General features: G+C 63.6%; 15 protein-coding genes. All 15 read left to right on the top strand.

The annotated features are described in order from the left end of the window. The first annotated feature begins 1 nt into the window (after window position 1). Window positions 2-1804 (top strand): hypothetical protein, encoded by a 1803-nt coding sequence (locus tag CLU87_RS17665; protein WP_143227289.1) that lies wholly within the window; start codon window positions 2-4, stop codon window positions 1802-1804. Window positions 1805-1922: 118 nt separating this feature from the next. Next, window positions 1923-3026 (top strand): glycosyltransferase family 4 protein, encoded by a 1104-nt coding sequence (locus CLU87_RS17660; RefSeq protein WP_099731285.1) that lies wholly within the window; start codon window positions 1923-1925, stop codon window positions 3024-3026. A 76-nt stretch (window positions 3027-3102) separates the two neighbouring features. After that, window positions 3103-3993, top strand: a complete 891-nt coding sequence (argB, locus tag CLU87_RS17655) for an acetylglutamate kinase (protein ID WP_056059422.1) — start codon at window positions 3103-3105, stop codon at window positions 3991-3993. 17 nt (window positions 3994-4010) lie between these two features. Continuing rightward, the gene (locus tag CLU87_RS17650) at window positions 4011-4703 is read left to right on the top strand and encodes a response regulator transcription factor (RefSeq protein WP_056059420.1); all 693 of its coding nucleotides are present in this window, start codon (window positions 4011-4013) and stop codon (window positions 4701-4703) included. A gap of 77 nt (window positions 4704-4780) precedes the next feature. Further along, window positions 4781-6232, top strand: coding sequence for a sensor histidine kinase (locus tag CLU87_RS17645; protein ID WP_056745383.1), 1452 nt, complete (start codon window positions 4781-4783; stop codon window positions 6230-6232). A gap of 206 nt (window positions 6233-6438) precedes the next feature. Further along, window positions 6439-7101: a nucleoid occlusion factor SlmA gene (slmA, locus tag CLU87_RS17640; protein ID WP_099731284.1), complete on the top strand. Its 663-nt coding sequence runs from the start codon at window positions 6439-6441 to the stop codon at window positions 7099-7101. Between the two features lie 149 nt (window positions 7102-7250). After that, entirely contained in the window at window positions 7251-7979 is a 729-nt protein-coding gene (locus CLU87_RS17635) for a TetR/AcrR family transcriptional regulator (protein WP_099731283.1), read from the top strand. Window positions 7980-7983: 4 nt separating this feature from the next. Continuing rightward, on the top strand, window positions 7984-9780 hold the full coding sequence (locus CLU87_RS17630; protein WP_099731282.1) for an acyl-CoA dehydrogenase C-terminal domain-containing protein: 1797 nt from the start codon (window positions 7984-7986) through the stop codon (window positions 9778-9780). 45 nt (window positions 9781-9825) lie between these two features. Beyond that, window positions 9826-10263, top strand: a complete 438-nt coding sequence (locus tag CLU87_RS17625; RefSeq protein ID WP_056059410.1) for a DUF2147 domain-containing protein — start codon at window positions 9826-9828, stop codon at window positions 10261-10263. A 67-nt stretch (window positions 10264-10330) separates the two neighbouring features. Further along, the gene (locus tag CLU87_RS17620) at window positions 10331-12754 is read left to right on the top strand and encodes a 3-hydroxyacyl-CoA dehydrogenase/enoyl-CoA hydratase family protein (protein ID WP_099731281.1); all 2424 of its coding nucleotides are present in this window, start codon (window positions 10331-10333) and stop codon (window positions 12752-12754) included. A gap of 31 nt (window positions 12755-12785) precedes the next feature. Further along, entirely contained in the window at window positions 12786-13295 is a 510-nt protein-coding gene (locus tag CLU87_RS17615) for a DUF4442 domain-containing protein (protein WP_060984111.1), read from the top strand. Window positions 13296-13307: 12 nt separating this feature from the next. Continuing rightward, window positions 13308-14507: an acetyl-CoA C-acyltransferase gene (locus tag CLU87_RS17610; protein ID WP_099731280.1), complete on the top strand. Its 1200-nt coding sequence runs from the start codon at window positions 13308-13310 to the stop codon at window positions 14505-14507. A 282-nt stretch (window positions 14508-14789) separates the two neighbouring features. After that, on the top strand, window positions 14790-15680 hold the full coding sequence (locus tag CLU87_RS17605) for an alpha/beta fold hydrolase (RefSeq protein WP_099731279.1): 891 nt from the start codon (window positions 14790-14792) through the stop codon (window positions 15678-15680). Window positions 15681-15707: 27 nt separating this feature from the next. After that, complete coding sequence (locus tag CLU87_RS17600; RefSeq protein ID WP_099731278.1) at window positions 15708-16580, top strand: acyl-CoA thioesterase II; 873 nt, start codon at window positions 15708-15710, stop codon at window positions 16578-16580. 74 nt (window positions 16581-16654) lie between these two features. Beyond that, the gene (locus CLU87_RS17595) at window positions 16655-17431 is read left to right on the top strand and encodes an enoyl-CoA hydratase (protein WP_099731277.1); all 777 of its coding nucleotides are present in this window, start codon (window positions 16655-16657) and stop codon (window positions 17429-17431) included. The last annotated feature ends 692 nt before the right edge of the window (window positions 17432-18123 follow it).

The following is an 18123-nucleotide window of genomic DNA, read 5'->3' as shown; positions in this document are numbered from 1 at the left end:
CATGATTGGTGCGCTGGACAACTGCATCCTGTCTCGCGGGATGGCGTCCAATATCGAAACCTGCGGAGGTGATACGGACTCGGCGGCGGGCTTGATCGATGGCACGCTGGACTCCTTGGGACCAAGCACAAGTGCAGACGGTCGTTACGAGCTGGGCTACACGCTAAACGTGCCTTTGTTGCGATTGTTCACGCTTTCTGCAGACGGGCGTTGGATGATTGATGACGCCGCCGCGAAACGAGTTGCCAACACCATACACCGATCAGCGCGTTCGATGGTTCTGTATTTGTTTTCGACGCATTTTGCCGTCGGAGGCGCGCTGGAAAAGCAACTTGGTGCCGATCCTCGTAACTTGGCGTTTGGTCCGGCGGGCAGGCCCATGGACAAGGGGCGGTATTACCACCTCGATATCTATCCATGGAGTCTGGCAAATCGCGACAACGATCTGACCCACATGCGGGAAGTGGCGATCAACGCGGTGCTGGAGCAAGTGTGCCGGCTGCCGTCACAGGATCGCCAGAAGGTTCACGGCGTCACGGTGCTCGGTGAGCTGCATCACCTTTTTCCTGACTTTGAGGCGGGTATGGGGATGTCTACTTCTTATCAAGTGTCTGATTACAGTGACAAGTCGATTCTGGGGTTCCGTCAATTCTTGCGGACACGTTTTATCAATTTGCGTGCTCTCAATGAAGCAGTGGGTGGCGACTACGGGTCTTTTGACGAGGTCGTGCCCCCAGCAAAGGACATACGTACGCAACGAATGACTCGGTATCAGGATCACATTGACTCTTATGCCACAGGTATGCTGCCTATTTCGGGCTGGGCTCATGTGGCAAAAGCATCCCCACACCGGACACCGTGGATTCACGTTTTTGTAGATGGGCTGCCTGTAGCACGAGTTCCTGCGAATCAGGCGCGGCAAGATGTGTTTGCGGCGGTTCCTGCCGTTGGTTCAGCGGATGTAGGCTGGCGGTACGACTTTGACTACTCTGAGTTGGCAAAGGGGATGCATCGCATCGACATCGCGCTGGAACCGACTGATGGTGGCGCAATGCAATACTTGGCAGGACGCTGGGTAGGCATTATCGGACGAGACCAAGCACCGGTGGTGGCGGTGCCGCAGGCGCCATTGCCACCCATGGGCGCGAAGCAGTCAAATACAAATTTCTGGGTGGATACACCAAGTGACCAGTTATCGCTGTACTACAACCCCTTGGTCAAGCATTGGCATGACTATCGTCAAAATCAAGTTACCCAGTATTTGAAACATTTTGCTGGTGTAGTAAAGCGCTCCTGTCTAGGGGGAGGGCCTGTTTACACCCATCAGATCGTTCCGTTCACAAATCCTGGGTGGGACGCTTCTAGGTTTGCCATCGATGACTCTCTGGGCGACGCTACCGGAATGCAGCTTGGCGTTAGTCTGTATGGGCGAGCGACATACGGCCCTGAGGTGATCGACTGGCTGCGATCACGCCGCTCCAAGGTGGCAGGCATGGGCGCGCACGGAGGAAGCAGGGCTTACGGAGTAACGGAGTTCCATCCGTTGAAGGCGATGTCTGCAAATGATTTGAATGAAATTCTGACTCGCCACCACGAGGAGGGCGCGCGATTCATATCCTTCTTTATGGAGCCGCGGGTGAAGGGGAAGCTTTTCGAACCCGGGATCAATCTCTTCTCTTTGGACCCCCAAAATGTAGCTTTTGGGTCAGATGCGCTTTACTGGGCTATGGCAGATGTCTTAAGGGCAAAGCCAGGCTTGGGTTTCTCGCAGGCGGTCATCAAGGCTTCCGCTGCCGCACCTTGAAATTTCGCTCTTTTATGAAGTGCTTAGTCCTCTTGGGAAATATTCGGCTTGCATTTGCAATCGCACCTTGTGTAGTGTACCGGCGCGTGGTCGCAAGTTTCCCTGCGGCGTCACTCTTATGATTCTCTTGTGTCTGGTTAGTTTTATTGTTGCGACATTGGCCGCAGGTTTGATAGTCCGCTGGTGCAAGGATCATGCTGCTGCTTATGGCGACGCTATGCCCCAGCGCTTCCATCATGGTCATGTGCCACGCTTGGGTGGAGCAGCTTTGGTTCTGGGGATGGTGGTTAGTTGGGGTTTGGGGGTGGCTCAATCCTCCCATTGGGGGGATCCTGCGTCGCTGCGTCTAGACGTATGGGTGGGAGCGTGGATGGTTGTGCTGCTCCCCGCAGTGATCGGTGGCATTGCGGAAGACCTTACCCAGCGCCTTTCAGTGCGTTACCGCCTCACTTTGACCGGGGCATCTGGCGCATTGGCGGTATGGCTTTTGGGTATCAATCTGCCACGCCTGGGCTGGCCCTGGCTTGATGCTGTCCTGGTTGCTGCCCCCTGGCTTGGCATCGCCATAGTCGTGCTTGCAGTCGCAGGCCTGCCCCATGCCTTCAATATCATCGACGGCTACAACGGGCTGGCGGGAATGGTTGCCTTGATCGTGTGCCTCGCTTTGGCGCACGTGGCGCTGCAGGTGGGTGACCGGGCACTGGCGGCGCTGCTGGTATCCACTGCTGCAGCCACAGGCGGTTTTTTGGTCTGGAACTATCCGCGCGGCATGTTGTTTGCCGGAGATGGGGGGGCCTATGTGTGGGGCGTGGTGATTGCCATGGCCAGCATCTCGCTGGTGCAGCGCAATGCGGACGTATCGCCTTGGTTCCCGATGCTTCTGCTGATCTACCCGGTGTGGGAGACGATTTTCTCCATTTACCGCAAGGCGGTGCGGGGCGTTTCACCGGGCGTGGCCGATGCGCTGCATTTTCACCAGCTCATCTACCGCCGCATTGTTCGTGGGGTGTTTCACGATGATGAGTCCCGCCGGGTGCTGATGCGCAACAACCGTACGTCGCCCTATCTGTGGGGTTTTACGCTCCTGACGGTGGTGCCTGCAGTGCTGTTCTGGAACAACACGCCCCTGCTCATGGCGTTTTGCGGGCTTTTTGTGGTTAGCTATGTTATGGCCTATCTGGCCATCGTGCGGTTCAAAGTGCCGAACTGGCTGCGCCACTGAAGCCTTCTTGTGTTCGCGCGCCTGGCGAATGCGGCACAATTTGCGCCTCACAGTTTTCTCCGGATGGCACGCCTCCATGACCGACCTTCTTTCGATTGCCCCACGCGACAAGGCTGAAATCCTGGCCCAGGCGCTGCCCTACATCCGCAAGTTCCATGGCAAGACCATGGTGATCAAGTACGGCGGCAACGCCATGACGGACCCGGCCCTGCAGGCCGACTTTGCCGAGGACGTGGTGCTGCTCAAGCTGGTGGGCATGAACCCGGTGGTGGTGCACGGTGGCGGCCCGCAAATCGAAACCGCGCTCAACCGACTGGGCAAGAAGGGCGAGTTCATCCAGGGCATGCGTGTGACCGATGCCGAGACCATGGAAGTGGTCGAATGGGTGCTGGCCGGCGAGGTGCAGCAGGACATCGTGGGACTGATCAACCAGGCCGGTGGCAAGGCCGTGGGCTTGACCGGCCGTGACGGCGGCATGATTCGCGCACAAAAGCTCAAGATGGTGGACAGCAAGGATCCCACCATCGAACACGACGTGGGCCAGGTGGGTGACATCGTTTCCATCGACCCCAGCGTGGTGAAGGCGCTGCAAGACGATGCGTTCATTCCCGTCATCAGCCCGATTGGCTTTGGCGAGAACAACGAAAGCTACAACATCAATGCGGATGTGGTGGCCAGCAAACTGGCCACGGTGTTGCAGGCTGAAAAACTGATGCTGCTGACCAACACCCCCGGTGTGCTCGACAAGGCCGGCAACCTGTTGACCGACCTGACAGCCCGCCGCATCGACGAGCTGTTTGCCGACGGCACTATCTCGGGCGGCATGCTGCCCAAGATTGCCGGTGCGCTGGATGCCGCCAAGGCGGGTGTAAATGCGGTGCACATCATTGACGGGCGTGTGCCCCATGCCATGCTGCTGGAGATCCTGACTGACCAGGCCTACGGCACCATGATCCGCTCTCACTGACCCAGCGTGAGGTCTCCATGCGTCTGCTGTTGGTCGAAGACGATGTGATGGTGGCCAGCGGCATCAAGCTGGGGCTCACCGATGCGGGTTATGCGGTGGACTGGGTGGGCAGTGGCGAGCGGGCCGAAGAGGTGCTGCGCGCCGAGTCGTTTGACGCAGCCATCATCGACATCGGGCTGCCCGCCATGGACGGCCTGGAGCTGACACGCCGCCTGCGCCGTCCAGACATGGCAAGCCCCGCCATGCCAGTTTTGATACTGACGGCGCGTGACGCGCTGCATGACCGGGTGCAGGGGCTGGATCTGGGGGCGGATGACTACATGGTCAAGCCGTTCGAGCTGCCCGAGCTGCTGGCGCGCCTGCGTGCGCTGTTGCGCCGTTCCCAGGCTGCGACCACGGCCGTGCTGAGTTTTGGCCCGCTGGAGCTGGACACGGCCGGGCGCCGGGCCAGCATGCGCACACCGGCTGGCGAGCAGGTCATCGAACTGGGCCCGCGCGAGTGGACGGTGCTCGAATACCTGCTCATCAACGCCCCCAAGCCTGCTAGCAAAGACAAGCTGCTGCAAGCGCTGACGGGGTGGGACAAGGAGATCACCCCCAACGCGGTGGAGGTGTATGTCTCGCGCTTGCGGGGCAAGCTGGAACCCCACGGTGTGGCGCTGCGGTCCATACGGGGCTTTGGCTACCGGCTTGAACTGCAGGCAACCTGAGCAGGGATTCTCCGCGCCCAGTTCGCCGCCTCGCCATGCTTTGGAAAAACTCTTCCCGGCGGCCCGGCCTGCGCGCCATGACATCGGACCTGCGCACCCGGCTGCTGCTGATGCTGGTACTGCCCCTGTGTGTGCTGGTGCTGGCAGGGGTCTGGCTGGACTACCGGTCGGCCGATGAGGCAGCTGGCCAGCACGACCAGCGTCTGGTGCGGCTGCTGCCCGCGCTCGCCGATTCGGTGCTGGCGCCGCCCATCCACGACAACGACCCACCGCTGCTGCTGCTGGCGCCGCCCATCGAAGAGTTTTTGCGCCAGAACGCGGGCTTTGCGGCCTATAGCGTGCGCGATACCTCGGGGCGCCTGTTGCTCGGAGAGGGCTGGGTACACGGCGCCGTGCCCACCACACAGGCCCCGGAGTTCCACAGCGTGGAGTTCGGCGGCGTGACGTACCGGGTGGCGGCGCAACGCGGGCGCACGGGGGCGGGCGAACTGGTCGTGGCCCTCGCCGACGGGTCGGACCCTCGCCAGAAATGGGCGCAGCAACTGCTACTGAGGGTGTTGTTGCCCAACCTCGTATTGCTGATTGCCGCGGGTTTTGCGATCCATTGGGCGGTGCGGCAGGCCTTCAAACCCCTGGTGGGGCTTGCGGAGGCGGTGGAGCGCCGCTCTCCCCGCGATCTCAGTCCCATCGACGAGGCCGCCTCGCCCGACGAGGTGCGGCCCCTGGTGCACTCGCTCAACCGCCTGTTTGCGCTGGTCAACGCACAGGCCGAAGGGCAGCGGCGTTTTGTGGCCGACGCGGCGCACCAGTTGCGCACGCCGCTGGCGGGCTTGCAGGCCCAGGTGGAGGCCTGGGCCATGATGGCCAAGGCGGCAGCGCCGCCACGCACGTCATTCCCGGATTTCGACCGGAAAATGCCGCTAGCGCATGAAGATCGTGCACAAGGTGCTATTGTTTTGGGAGCGGATCAGATCGAGAAGCTGCGCAACGCCACGCGCCGCACCTCTCAGCTGGCGCACCAGCTGCTGGCGTTGTCTCGCGCGGACGCCCGCAGCCTGGACGCGCAGCCGCCGCAGCGGGTGGACCTCAAGGATCTGTGCGAGTCGCTGCTGGAAACATTTTTGGACGCAGCCACCGGCAAGGGCCTGGACCTCGGGCTCGATGTCCAGCTGGTGCATGTGACAGGCCATGGCTGGCTGCTGCGCGAGCTGCTGTCCAACCTGGTGGACAACGCCATCAAATACACACCTGCAGGAGGCGTGGTCACCATCCGCTGCGGACTGCGCCAGGGGCGCGCGGGCCCGCCCCGGCCCTACGTGGAGGTGGAGGACGACGGCCCTGGCGTGCCGGAGTCTGAGCGCACCCGCGTGTTGCAGCGGTTCTACCGCGTGCCCGGCGCGGGAGGCGAGGGCACGGGCCTGGGCCTGGCCATTGCGGACGAGATTGCCCGGGTACACCGTGCCGCACTGACGCTGGGCACGGGCCCCCAGGGGCGCGGGCTGCTGGTGACGGTGGTGTTTCCGCTGTAGTCGTGCGGGGCCCCGGGCCGTCCGGACCGACAAGGGGCCTGTGCGAGAATCATTTCCACACACGATTGACTTGTGCAAACAGGTGGCGGCCCGGCCCCTCCTGGCTGCGGCAAGATGTGACATCGTGATCCACGCCCTGCCGTGATCCGACCATGCCCAGTGGCATGCGCACCGGGAGCAGGGCCCCACCGGAGTCCCTGTCCTGCATGTCTGAAATCTCGCCCCTCCCCGAGCCTGCCAGTACCGCCGAAGCGGGTGATGTTGCGGCTGCACGCAAGCGGCCCAAGCCCGGGGAACGGCGCGTCCAGATCCTGCAGGCCCTGGCCGCCATGCTGGAGCAGCCTGGGGCCGAGCGCATCACCACTGCCGCGCTGGCCGCGCGCCTGTCGGTCAGCGAGGCGGCGCTGTACCGCCATTTCGCCAGCAAGGCGCAAATGTTCGAGGGCTTGATCGATTTCATCGAGCAGTCGGTGTTCACACTGGTGCAGCAGATCACGGGGCGCGACGTGCCCGACCCCACACAGCCTGCCGACGTGGGCGCGCGCCAGGCGGCGCGCATCGTGGCGCTGGTGCTGCAGTTTGGCGAACGCAACCCGGGCATGGTGCGGGTCATGGTGGGCGACGCACTGGTGTTCGAGCACGAGCGCTTGCAGCAGCGCATGAACCAGTTCTTTGACCGCATCGAATCCACCCTGCGCCAGTGCCTGCGCGCGAGTGCAGCCGCATCCAGCACGCCCACAGTCGATGCCCAGGTGGCGGCCAGCGTGTTGACGGCCTTTGTGGTCGGGCGCCTGCAGTGCTACGCCCGCTCGGGGTTTCGGCGCCTGCCCACCGAGCACCTGGAAGCCAGCCTTGCGCTGATGTTGTAGCGGTCCGCGCTGTTGAGGCGGCGCGTCACGGCGGGGGTGGCGCGGCTGCAACGGGTGGTTTGGATGGGGCTCCCTATTTTTTCCGGGGGCTTGGGGGCTGCAGGGAATTTGCTGCAGAATAGAACGAACGTTCGTTTTTATTCGTGCCCATGTCCTCCATCCCCGAATCCCGCCAGGTCACCCGCATCCCGCGTGCTCGCAGTGGTACCGGCCGTGCCTTGCAAAAAGGCCAGCAGACCAAGGCGGCCATCGTCGAGGCCGCGCTGGGCTTGGCCACGCACATCGGGCTGGAAGGCCTGTCCATCGGGGCGCTGGCCGATGTCACGGGCATGAGCAAGTCGGGCGTTTTCGCCCACTTTGGCTCCCGCGAAGAGCTGCAGATTTCGGTGATCCGCGAGTACCACACCCGCTTCGAGCAGGAAGTGTTCTACCCCGCCATGTCCGCCCCCCGTGGCGTGGCGCGTTTGTCGGCGCTGTTCGACAACTGGATGAAGCGCACCTCCATCGAAATCGACTCGGGCTGCATTTACATCAGCGGCGCGGTCGAGTTCGATGACCGTACCGGCCCCGTGCGCGATGCGCTGGCCAGTTCGGTGCTGACCTGGCATGCCGCCATGCGCCGCGCCATCGAGCAGTGCAAGGAACTGGGCGAGCTGCGTGCCGACACCAAGGAAGAGCAGATGCTCTTCGAGATCCACGGCCTGATCCTCGCGCTGCACTACGAGGCGCGGTTCCTGCAGACCCCGGGCTCCATCGACCGGGCTGTCGTGGGCTTTCACAACATTCTGGCGCGCTACAGCGCGCCGACAGCGGCAGCCAAGGCACCCACAGTGGCGCGCCGCAAAGTTTCCAACCAAACCACCACATCCAAGGAGTAAACCCATGCCTACCTATACGCCGCCCCTGCGCGACATGCAATTCGTCATGCACGAAGTGCTCAAGGTCAGTGATGAATTCAAGGCGATGCCACCCCACGCCGAAGTGGATGTGGACACCATCAATGCCGTGATCGAAGAGGCCGGCAAGTTTGCTTCCGAAGTCGCGTTCCCGCTCAACATCAGCGGCGACACCGAAGGCTGCGTGCTGAACAAGACCACGCACGAAGTGAAGACCCCCACCGGCTTCAAGGACGCCTATGCCAAGTACGTCGAGGGTGGATGGGCTGCACTGAGCTGCGACCCCACCTATGGCGGCCAGGGCCTGCCCTTCGTGCTGAACCAGTGCCTGTACGAGATGCTGAACTCGGCCAACCAGGCCTGGACGATGTACCCCGGCCTGTCGCACGGCGCCTACGAAGCCCTGCACGCCCATGGCACCGACGCCCAGAAGGCCCTGTACCTGCCCAAGCTGACCAGCGGCGAATGGACCGGCACCATGTGCCTGACCGAACCCCACTGCGGTACCGACCTGGGCCTGATGCGCACCAAGGCCGAGCCTCTGCCTGACGGCACCTACAAGATCACCGGCAACAAGATCTTCATCAGCGCCGGCGAGCACGACATGGCCGCCAACATCGTTCACCTAGTGCTGGCCCGCCTGCCCGATGCGCCCAAGGGCAGCAAGGGCATCAGCCTGTTTGTGGTGCCCAAGTTCAACGTGAATGCCGACGGCTCGCTGGGCGAGCGCAACCCCATCTTCTGCACGGGCCTGGAGCACAAGATGGGTATCCACGGCAACGCCACCGCGCAGATCGCACTGGACGGCGCCATCGGCACCATGGTGGGCCAGCCCAACAAGGGCCTGGCTGCCATGTTCGTGATGATGAACGCCGCCCGCCTGGGTGTGGGCAACCAGTCGCTGGGCCTGACGGAAGTGGCTTACCAGAACGCGCTGGCCTATGCCAAGGACCGCATCCAGTCGCGCAGCCTGTCGGGCCCCAAGGCCAAGGACAAGGACGCCGACCCCATCATCGTGCACCCCGATGTGCGCAAGATGTTGCTCACCGCCAAGGCCTACGCCGAAGGTGGCCGCGCGCTGCAGATCTTCTGCACGCTGTTGCTGGACAAGGTGCACAGCCACCCCGATGAAAAGGTGCGCAAGGATTCCGAAGAACTCGTGGCCCTGCTGACCCCCATCGTCAAGGCCTTCATCACCGACAACGGCCACATCAGCACCAACGCGTGCATGCAGGTCTTCGGCGGCCACGGCTTCATCAAGGAATGGGGCATGGAGCAGTACGTGCGGGACAACCGCATCAACATGATCTATGAAGGCACCAACACCATCCAGTCGCTGGACCTGCTGGGCCGCAAGATCCTGGGCAACAACGGCGCCACGCTGAAAAAGCTGGGCAAGCTGATCGGTAAGCTGGTGGAAGAAGAGGGTGTGAACGAGAAGATGGCTGAGTTCATCAACCCGGTGGCCATGCTGGGTGACCAGATGACCAAGTTCACCACCGAGATCGGCTTCAAGGGCATGCAAAACCCCGACGAAGTGGGTGCTGCTGCGGTGGACTATCTGCGCGTGGCCGGCCACCTGGTGTTCGGCTACCTGTTCGCCCGCATGGCCCAGGTCGCCCTGCGCGAGATCGCCGCCGGCAACACCGACCCGTTCTACGGCGCCAAGCTGCAGACCGCACGTTTCTACTTCGCCAAGCTGTTCCCCGAAACCGCCACGCTGATGCGCACCGCCCGCGCCGGCAGCAAGGTGCTGATGGACACCGATCTGGCCCTGGCCTGATCGGTGCCGGATGCGGATTTCAAGCCTTTTTGCCAGGGAGCGCAGATGTTCAAAGCGGTAGCAGCTATTGTTTTGGTAGCGGGTGCGCTGCCGGCCTGGGCGCAGATGACGCCCGAAGGCCTGTGGCGCAACATCGATGACAAGACCGGCGAGGCCAAGGCCGAGATCCGCATCCGCGACATTGGTGGCGGCGTGCTGCACGGAGCGCTGGAAAAGCGCCTGTCCAAGGACGCCAAGCCCGAGGATGTCTGCGAGGAGTGCTCCGACGACCGCAAGGGCAAGCCCTTGGTGGGCTTGGAGATCATCCGTGGCGCAAAGAAGGCCGACGGCAAAGAGGTGTGGGAGGGCGGCAAGATTCTCGACCCTGAGAACGGCCGCAACTACACCCTGCGCATGACCCCCGTCGAGGGCGGCAAGAAGCTCGAAGTGCGCGGCTCGATCGGCCCGTTCGGCCGCACGCAAACCTGGATCCGCGTCCAGTAAACCCCATTCCCGTGGCATTGCGCGCCCCCTGCGGTGTTGCGCAACGCCCCAACCAGGAACCCAACCCATGTCCCGATTCCAAGTGAAAAAAGTCGCCGTGCTCGGCGCAGGCGTGATGGGCGCGCAGATTGCCGCCCACCTCGTCAACGTGAAGGTGCCCGTGGTGCTGTTCGACCTGCCCGCCAAGGAAGGCCCGAAGAACGGCATCGTCACCAAGGCCGTCGAAGGCCTGAAAAAGCTCAAGCCCTCGCCCCTGGGCGTGGCCGACGACGCGGCGCTGATCCAGCAGGCCAACTACGAAGAGCACATGCACCTGCTCAAGGAATGCGACCTCGTGATCGAGGCCATTGCCGAGCGCATGGACTGGAAGCTCGACCTGTACACCAAGATCGCGCCCCACGTGGCCAAGCACGCCATCCTGGCGTCCAACACCTCGGGCCTGTCGATCACCAAGCTCTCCGAAGTGCTGCCCGAGAGCATCAAGCCCCGCTTCTGCGGCATCCATTTCTTCAATCCCCCACGCTACATGACGCTGGTGGAGCTGATCAACACGCCCACCACCCAGCCAGAAGTGCTGGACCAGCTCGAAGCCTTTGTCACCAGCGGCCTGGGCAAGGGCGTGGTGCGCGCACACGACACCCCCAACTTCGTGGCCAACCGCGTGGGCATCGCGGGCATGCTGGCCACGATGAAAGAGGTCGAGAACTTTGGCCTGACCTATGACGTGGTGGACGACCTCACGGGCAAGAAGCTGGGCCGTGCATCCAGCGGCACCTTCCGCACCGCTGACGTGGTGGGCCTGGACACCATGGCCCACGTGATCAAGACGCTGCAGGACAACCTGAGCATTGAGACCGATCCGTTCTACGAAAGCTTTGGCACGCCCGCCGTGCTGAAAAAGCTGCTGGAGCTGGGCAACCTGGGGCAGAAGACCAAGGCCGGTTTCTTCAAGAAGGTCGGCCGCGATGTGATGCGTTTCGAGCTGGAAAGCGAAGAGTACGTGCCCGCCGGCCAGAAGGCCGACGAGGTGTATGCCCGCATGCTCAAGAAGCCCGCTGCCGAGCGCCTGCGCCTGCTGCGCAACGCCGAAGGTGCGCCCGGCCAGTTCCTCTGGGCCATCCTGCGCAACAGCTTCCACTACGCTGCCGTGCACCTGGGCACCATCGCCGACAACGCACGCGACGTGGACCAGGCCATGCGCTGGGGCTTTGGCATGAAGCAGGGCCCCTTCGAGCTGTGGCAGGAAGCCGGTTGGCTCGAAGTCGCGAAGATGATCCAGGAGGACATCGACGCTGGCAAGGCGCTGTGCAAGGCACCGCTGCCCGAGTGGGTGTTCAAGGGCCCCGTGGCCGAAGCCGGTGGCGTGCACACCGCGCAAGGTTCGTGGAGTGCATCGCAGAACAAGTTTGTGCCCCGCCGCCAGCTGCCCGTGTACGAGCGTCAGATCTTCCCCGAGGCTCTGCTGGGCGAAACCAGCCTGCCCGACTGGCGCACCGCTGGCACCACGATTGCTGAATCGAAAGCCCTGCGCACCTGGACGCTGGACGAGGATGGAAGCCCCTTCGGTGGGCGGGTGCTCATCGCCAGCATCAAGAACAAGATGCACGCCATCAGCCCCGAGGTGATGGAAGCGCTGATGGAAGCGCTGGAACTGGCCGAGTCCGAGTACCAAGGCATGGTCATCTGGTCCGGCGACGCGCCTTTCAGCGTGGGTGCGGACCTGGAAGCCACGATGCCCGCCTTCATGGTCGGCGGCGCCGATGCGGTGGAAAGCATCGAGCAGGAGCTGCAAAACCTGATGATGCGCATTCGCTATGCGCAGGTGCCTGTCGTCGCGGCCATCCACGGCATGGCGCTGGGCGGTGGTTGCGAGCTGGCTGTGTATTCGGCCAAGCGCGTGGCCCACATGGAAAGCTACATCGGCCTGGTCGAAGTGGGCGTGGGCCTGGTGCCCGGCGCCGGCGGCCTGACCTACATCGCCCGCCGCGCGGCCGAGAACATGGCAGCTTCCACATCCAAGGACATCCTGCCTTTCCTGACCGAAGGCTTCACCGCCGCCGCCATGGCCAAGGTGGGCACCAGCGCTCTGGAGTCGCGCAAGCTGGGTTACCTGCTGGACAGCGACGTGATCGTGCCCCACAAGGATGAGCTGTTGTTCGTCGCCATCAACGAAGCCAAGTCCATGGCCGCGAGCGGCTGGCGTGCGCCGCACAAGCGCCTGTTCCCCGTGGCCGGCCGCAGCGGTCTGGCCACCATCAAGGCCCAGCTGGTGAACATGCGCGACGGCGGCTTCATCAGCGCCTACGACTTCAAGATCGGCGCCATGATCGCCGAAGTGGTCTGTGGCGGCGATGTGGATGCTGGCTCGATGGTGAGCGAGGAATACCTGCTCACGCTGGAGCGCAAGGTGTTCTGCCACCTGATCGCCCAGCCCAAGACGCATGAGCGCATCCTGGGCATGTTGTCTACCGGCAAGCCGGTTCGCAACTGATCCGGACGTCGATGGATACCGGTAGACCGACATGAGCGAACACGCCCCCAACAAATTGCAGCGCTCGCTGATGCGCCTGGACGAGGCCCCCGCCTTCATGCGCGGGTTCGTGCAGAACATCATCTTGCGCCGGGCTGTGCCCTTTACCGGCACGGCCGGGGTGAAGTTCGTGTCGCTCACGCCTGAGCGGGTCGAAGTGCATCTTGCCAACGAGCACCGTGTGCAAAACCACATTGGTGGTGTGCACGCCTCGGCCATGAACCTGCTGGCTGAAACGGCCACCGGCATGGTCGTGGGCATGAACGTGCGCGACGACTGCCTGCCGCTGGCCAAGGAGCTGAGCATGGCGTTCAAGAAGCGCGCCACGGGCGGCCTCAAAGCCGTGGCCACGCTCACCGCCGAGCAGCGCGCCGCCATGTTGGCCAGCGACAAGGGCGAGGTGCAGGTGAAGGTCACCGTGACCGACGAAGCCGGTGTGGAGCCGGTCGAATGTGTATTTACGTGGGCCTGGGTTCCTTCCAGCCGCCCCCCCAAGAATTGAAGGAGTTTCACCATGGCTCAAAAACAAGTCCAGGACGCCTACATCGTCGCCGCCACGCGCACGCCCATCGGGCGCTCGGGCCGCGGCTATTTCAAAAACACACGGCCTGACGACCTGCTGGTCGCCGCGATCAAGAGCGCGATGCTGCAGGTGCCCACGCTGGACCCCAAGGCGATTGAAGACGCCATCATTGGCTGCTCCTTCCCCGAAGGTGAGCAGGGCATGAACATGGCCCGCATTGCCGTGGGCCTGGCGTTCGACCACCCCGTGGGCGGCGTGACCGTGAACCGCTTCTGCGCATCGGGCATCACCGCGCTGCAGATGGCCGCCGACCGCATCCGCGTGGGCGAGGCCGACGTGCTGATCGCCGGTGGCGCCGAGTCCATGAGCCTGGTGCCCATGGGCGGCAACAAGCCCTCGTTCAACGCCGAGATTTTTGCCAAGGACGAAAACGTGGGCATCGCCTACGGCATGGGCCTGACCGCCGAAAAGGTGGCCCAGCAGTGGAAGGTGAGCCGCGAAGCGCAAGACGCGTTCGCCCTCGAATCCCACCTGCGCGCCATCAAGGCGCAAAAGGCCGGTGAGTTCAGCGACGAAATCACGCCCTTCGAAATCGTGGAGCGTTCGCCCAACCTCGCTAACGGCGAAGTGGTGGAAAAGCGCCGCACCGTGAGCCTGGACGAAGGCCCTCGTCCCGATACGTCCCTGGAAGGCCTGGCCAAGCTCAAGCCCGTGTTTGCGGCACGCGGCAGCGTCACGGCGGGCAACAGCTCGCAGACCAGCGACGGTGCCGGTGCCCTCATCGTGGCAAGCGAAAAGGCCGTGAAGCAGTTTGGCCTGACGCCCCTGGCGCGTTTTGTGAGCTACGCAGCGCGCGGCGTGCCGCCCGAGATCATGGGCATTGGCCCCATCGAAGCGATTCCGGCGGCCCTGCGTTATGCGGGTCTCAAGAGCGATGACATCGGCTGGTACGAGCTGAACGAAGCGTTTGCGGCCCAGTCGCTGGCGGTGATCAATACGCTGGGTCTGAACCCTGCGAACGTGAACCCCATGGGTGGCGCAATTGCATTGGGGCACCCGTTGGGCGCCACCGGTGCCATCCGTGCGGCGACGGTGGTGCATGCGCTGCGCCGCCACAAGCTGAAGTACGGCATGGTCACGATGTGTGTAGGTACCGGCCAAGGCGCCGCCGGCATCATCGAAGCGCTGTGAGTTAACTGGCTACTGCGCGGCTTTCATGGGTCGTTGGGCGGTGCTCGCAATCCTCACGTACCGCAAGTACGTTCCGGTTGCTGCGCTCCGTCCGCCTCGCCTGAAAGTCGCTCGCTACGCCCTTGAGGGCGGGGTGTGAAGACAGGGGAATGGACGGGGCAAGACTTGATTGCTCTCACCCAAACCGTTCGGGCTGAGCTTGTCGAAGCCAGGGTTCTGCCCTCTCAGTGATAGTTTTCTTTTCAAGCCGGCGCAGATCGGTTTCGAACCAAGGAGACAGACATGAACAAGCAAACCTTGCAGGTGAACGGGGCAGTGTCATTGGCGCTGCGTGTTTATGAACCCGAGGGCGCACCGCGCGCCAGCGTCGTCATCGGCGGCGCGATGGGGGTGCGGCAGTCGTATTACGAGGCCTTTGCGTTGTGGATGGCGCAGCAGGGGTTTCGGGTCACCACGTTTGACTACCGAGGCCACGGCGATTCGCTGCAGGGAGCGATGCGCGATGTGAAGGCGGATCTGTTTGATTGGGCGCAGGACTATGAGGCGGTGATTTCTGCCGCCAAGGCCGCGCTGCCGTCGCAGCCGCTGTATTTGCTGGGCCACAGCCTGGGCGCGCAGTTGCCGGGCTTGCTGAAAAAGCCCGAGCAGGTGGCGGGCCTGCTCAGCGTGGCCGCAGGCAGCGGCTACTGGCGTGACAACGCGCCTCAGCTCAAGCGGATCGTTCCGTATTTCTGGTGGGTGCTGGTGCCGCTGGCCACGCGGCTGTGCGGGTACTTTCCGGGGCGCACGCTCAAGAAGGTGGGCGACCTGCCTGCGGGGGTGATCCTGCAGTGGCGGCGCTGGTGTCTGGACCCCGCTTACAGCGTGGGGGCTGAGGGGCCTGCGGTGGCGCAGAGTTATGGCGCGGTGCGGTTCCCGGTGCTGGCGCTGTCGATGGCGGACGACGAGCTGATGACCTTGCGTGGCACGCACAACCTGGTGAACCTGTACGCCAACACCGAGCGCCGGGTGGAGAGCATCACACCGGCCGACCTGCAGGTGCGGCGCATTGGGCACTTTGGTTTCTTTCGCGACCAGTTCCGCCAAAGCCTGTGGCCGCGCGCAGCGGCTGCGCTGGCCGCCCTGGGTGGCGGCGGAATGCCCCACGGCGAAGTCTCCGGTACGACGGCCTGAGCGGTCGTTTCGCGGCACACTTGCAGCATGACTTCCTCTTCATCCACTTCTTCGTCTGCGTCTTCGTCCTCCGCTACCCACCCGCTGGACGAGGCGCTGCAACTGACGGCTTTGTCCGCTGCGACGGGCCAGTACGAAGGGCAGACCCACCCCGGCTACTGGAACATGGTCGGCCCGTTTGGCGGCATTACCGCCGCCACGCTGCTGCAGGCCATCCTGCAGCACCCTGACCGGCTCGGCGACCCGTTGTCGCTCACCGTCAACTACGCGGGCGCTTTGACAGCTGGTGCGTTCACGGTGCAGGCAACGCCCGTGCGCACCAACCGCTCTACCCAGCACTGGACGCTGTCGATCCTGCAGGCCGGTGCCGACGGCGCGCAGGTGGTCACCACCACGGCCACCGCCGTCACGGCCGTGCGCCGCGAGACCTGGAGCGTGGGCGATGTGCCCATGCCGCAGGTGCCCCCACCTGCAGAGCAAAAAGCCATCGTCGCCCCCTTGGGCGCTGTGGAATGGCTCAATCGCTACGAGATGCGCCCCATCGCTGGCTTCATCCCGCGCACCTGGGACGGCAGCGGCGACCACAGCCTGACGCAGCTGTGGATGCGCGACACACCTCCGCGGCCGATCGACTTCGTGGCGCTGTCCGCATTGGCTGATGTGTTCTTCCCCCGCGTGTGGCTGCGCCGTGCGCGCCAGGTGCCTGCGGGCACGGTGTCGATCACCGTGTACTTCCACGCCACGGCAGAGCAGCTGCAGGCCACGGGCACGGGCTTCCTGCTCGGCCAGGCGCGCGGGCAGGAATTCCGCAATGGTTTCTTTGACCAGACCGTGCAGCTGTGGAACGAGGCTGGCACCATGCTGGCCACCAGCCATCAGATCGTTTACTACAAGGAATAGGAAGTCGGCCTGTTGCCCTGTGCCGTACCGCATTCCTCTCGTCCCAATCCATCCGACCCGGAACCTTCACCACCATGACCGAAGCCACCCAAGACATCCTCGTCCACTCCGAAGCGGGCGTGACCACCATCACCTTCAATCGCGTGGACAAGAAGAACTCCATCACGCGCGACATGTACGCCGCCATGGCCGATGCGCTCGACGCCGCCAAGGCCGATGCCAGCGTGCGTGTGGTGGTGTTCCAGGGCGACGTGGCGATCTTCAGCGCGGGCAACGACATCGGCGACTTTTTGCAGCAGCCGCCCGCTACGCAGGATTCGCCCGTGTTCCGTTTTCTGCGCGGCATCGCCACCTTCCCCAAGCCCGTGATCGCCTCGGTCTGCGGCCCGGCCGTGGGCATCGGCACGACGATGCTGTTTCATTGCGACTTGGTCTATGCGGGCGACAACGCGGCGTTCTCCATGCCGTTCGTGAATTTGGGCCTGTGCCCCGAGGCGGCGTCGAGCCTGTTGGTGCCACAGATGCTGGGGTACCACCGCGCTGCGGAAGCCTTGCTGCTGGGCGAGCCTTTCATGGCCGAGGCCGCGTTGGAAGTGGGGCTGGTGAATCGTGTGGTGCCGCCCACCGAGTGCAATGGCGTCGCACAGGCGCAGGCGAAGAAGCTGGCTGCCAAGCCGTTGTCGTCGCTCATCGAAACCAAGCGGTTGATGAAGGGTGGGCAGACGGCGAAGGTGCTGGAGGTGATGGCGGAAGAGGGTGAGAGCTTTGGGCGCATGTTGCGTGAGCCTGCGGCGCGGGAGGCGTTCTCGGCTTTTATGGAGAAGAGAAAGCCTGATTTCAGCGCGGTTTGATTCGCTAGTTCTGAGGTATTTTTGGCTGCTGGCGCTTGTACATAAAGCGCTGGCAGCTATTGTTTTTATAGTTCGTTCTCGCCCCGTCCGTTCGGGTTGAGCTTAGCGAAGCTTGTTTTGGCGGTGGCTACTGCATGCCCGTGTGAAGTGCGGGAGCCGGGAGTCGCCCGGCGTGCGAGTGACTTTCTTTTGCTTCGCCAAAAGAAAGTCACCAAAGAAAAGGCGACCCCCAGTCTGCGACCCCTGCGCTTCGCTACGGGGCAAACCTGCGTCGTGCCGGTTGCGGGGTGCGCCGTGGAACTCACTGCGCTGCGTTGCAGCTTCGTTCAGACATCCACGGCGAGTCAGAGCACGATGCACGCGCGCTCCGACGCGCGTGCCACCCCGCAACCGCCCCGCCGCAGGCGCAGCCAGCAGGGGTTGGGAGCCAAACAGCCCACAGCCAAACAGCCGAACAACCATTCGGGCCATTGCTGCGCTCGGCCCAGGCTGCGCAGCGCGTAGCGCTTGCGCCCGCGAGGTGTGGCCGAGCGCAGCGATGGCCCGTGTGGATGTTCTGCTCACCTTGCCCCTCTGGTTGCGCCGAGGAGCGCAGGGTTTGGCGGATCAGGGCTCGCGTGTGTCTGAGCGACGCGCAGCGGCGCGAGTTGAGCGAGACCCCGCCAAACCCGAGCACCGCAGGTTGCCCCGTA

Origin of the sequence: Acidovorax sp. 59 (genome assembly GCF_002754175.1) — a bacterium.
GTDB lineage: Bacteria > Pseudomonadota > Gammaproteobacteria > Burkholderiales > Burkholderiaceae_C > Acidovorax > Acidovorax delafieldii.
Note: the sequence above shows the minus strand (reverse complement) of the source record. Positions and strands in the feature narration are given on the sequence as shown.

Excerpts from the sequence above, each read along its gene's own strand:
- CLU87_RS17665 (WP_143227289.1), top strand. The coding sequence starts at position 2 with ATGATTGGTGCGCTGGACAACTGCATCCTGTCTCGCGGGATGGCGTCC.
- CLU87_RS17660 (WP_099731285.1), top strand. The coding sequence starts at position 1,923 with ATGATTCTCTTGTGTCTGGTTAGTTTTATTGTTGCGACATTGGCCGCA.
- argB (WP_056059422.1), top strand. The coding sequence starts at position 3,103 with ATGACCGACCTTCTTTCGATTGCCCCACGCGACAAGGCTGAAATCCTG.
- CLU87_RS17650 (WP_056059420.1), top strand. The coding sequence starts at position 4,011 with ATGCGTCTGCTGTTGGTCGAAGACGATGTGATGGTGGCCAGCGGCATC.
- CLU87_RS17645 (WP_056745383.1), top strand. The coding sequence starts at position 4,781 with ATGACATCGGACCTGCGCACCCGGCTGCTGCTGATGCTGGTACTGCCC.
- slmA (WP_099731284.1), top strand. The coding sequence starts at position 6,439 with ATGTCTGAAATCTCGCCCCTCCCCGAGCCTGCCAGTACCGCCGAAGCG.
- CLU87_RS17635 (WP_099731283.1), top strand. The coding sequence starts at position 7,251 with ATGTCCTCCATCCCCGAATCCCGCCAGGTCACCCGCATCCCGCGTGCT.
- CLU87_RS17630 (WP_099731282.1), top strand. The coding sequence starts at position 7,984 with ATGCCTACCTATACGCCGCCCCTGCGCGACATGCAATTCGTCATGCAC.
- CLU87_RS17625 (WP_056059410.1), top strand. The coding sequence starts at position 9,826 with ATGTTCAAAGCGGTAGCAGCTATTGTTTTGGTAGCGGGTGCGCTGCCG.
- CLU87_RS17620 (WP_099731281.1), top strand. The coding sequence starts at position 10,331 with ATGTCCCGATTCCAAGTGAAAAAAGTCGCCGTGCTCGGCGCAGGCGTG.
- CLU87_RS17615 (WP_060984111.1), top strand. The coding sequence starts at position 12,786 with ATGAGCGAACACGCCCCCAACAAATTGCAGCGCTCGCTGATGCGCCTG.
- CLU87_RS17610 (WP_099731280.1), top strand. The coding sequence starts at position 13,308 with ATGGCTCAAAAACAAGTCCAGGACGCCTACATCGTCGCCGCCACGCGC.
- CLU87_RS17605 (WP_099731279.1), top strand. The coding sequence starts at position 14,790 with ATGAACAAGCAAACCTTGCAGGTGAACGGGGCAGTGTCATTGGCGCTG.
- CLU87_RS17600 (WP_099731278.1), top strand. The coding sequence starts at position 15,708 with ATGACTTCCTCTTCATCCACTTCTTCGTCTGCGTCTTCGTCCTCCGCT.
- CLU87_RS17595 (WP_099731277.1), top strand. The coding sequence starts at position 16,655 with ATGACCGAAGCCACCCAAGACATCCTCGTCCACTCCGAAGCGGGCGTG.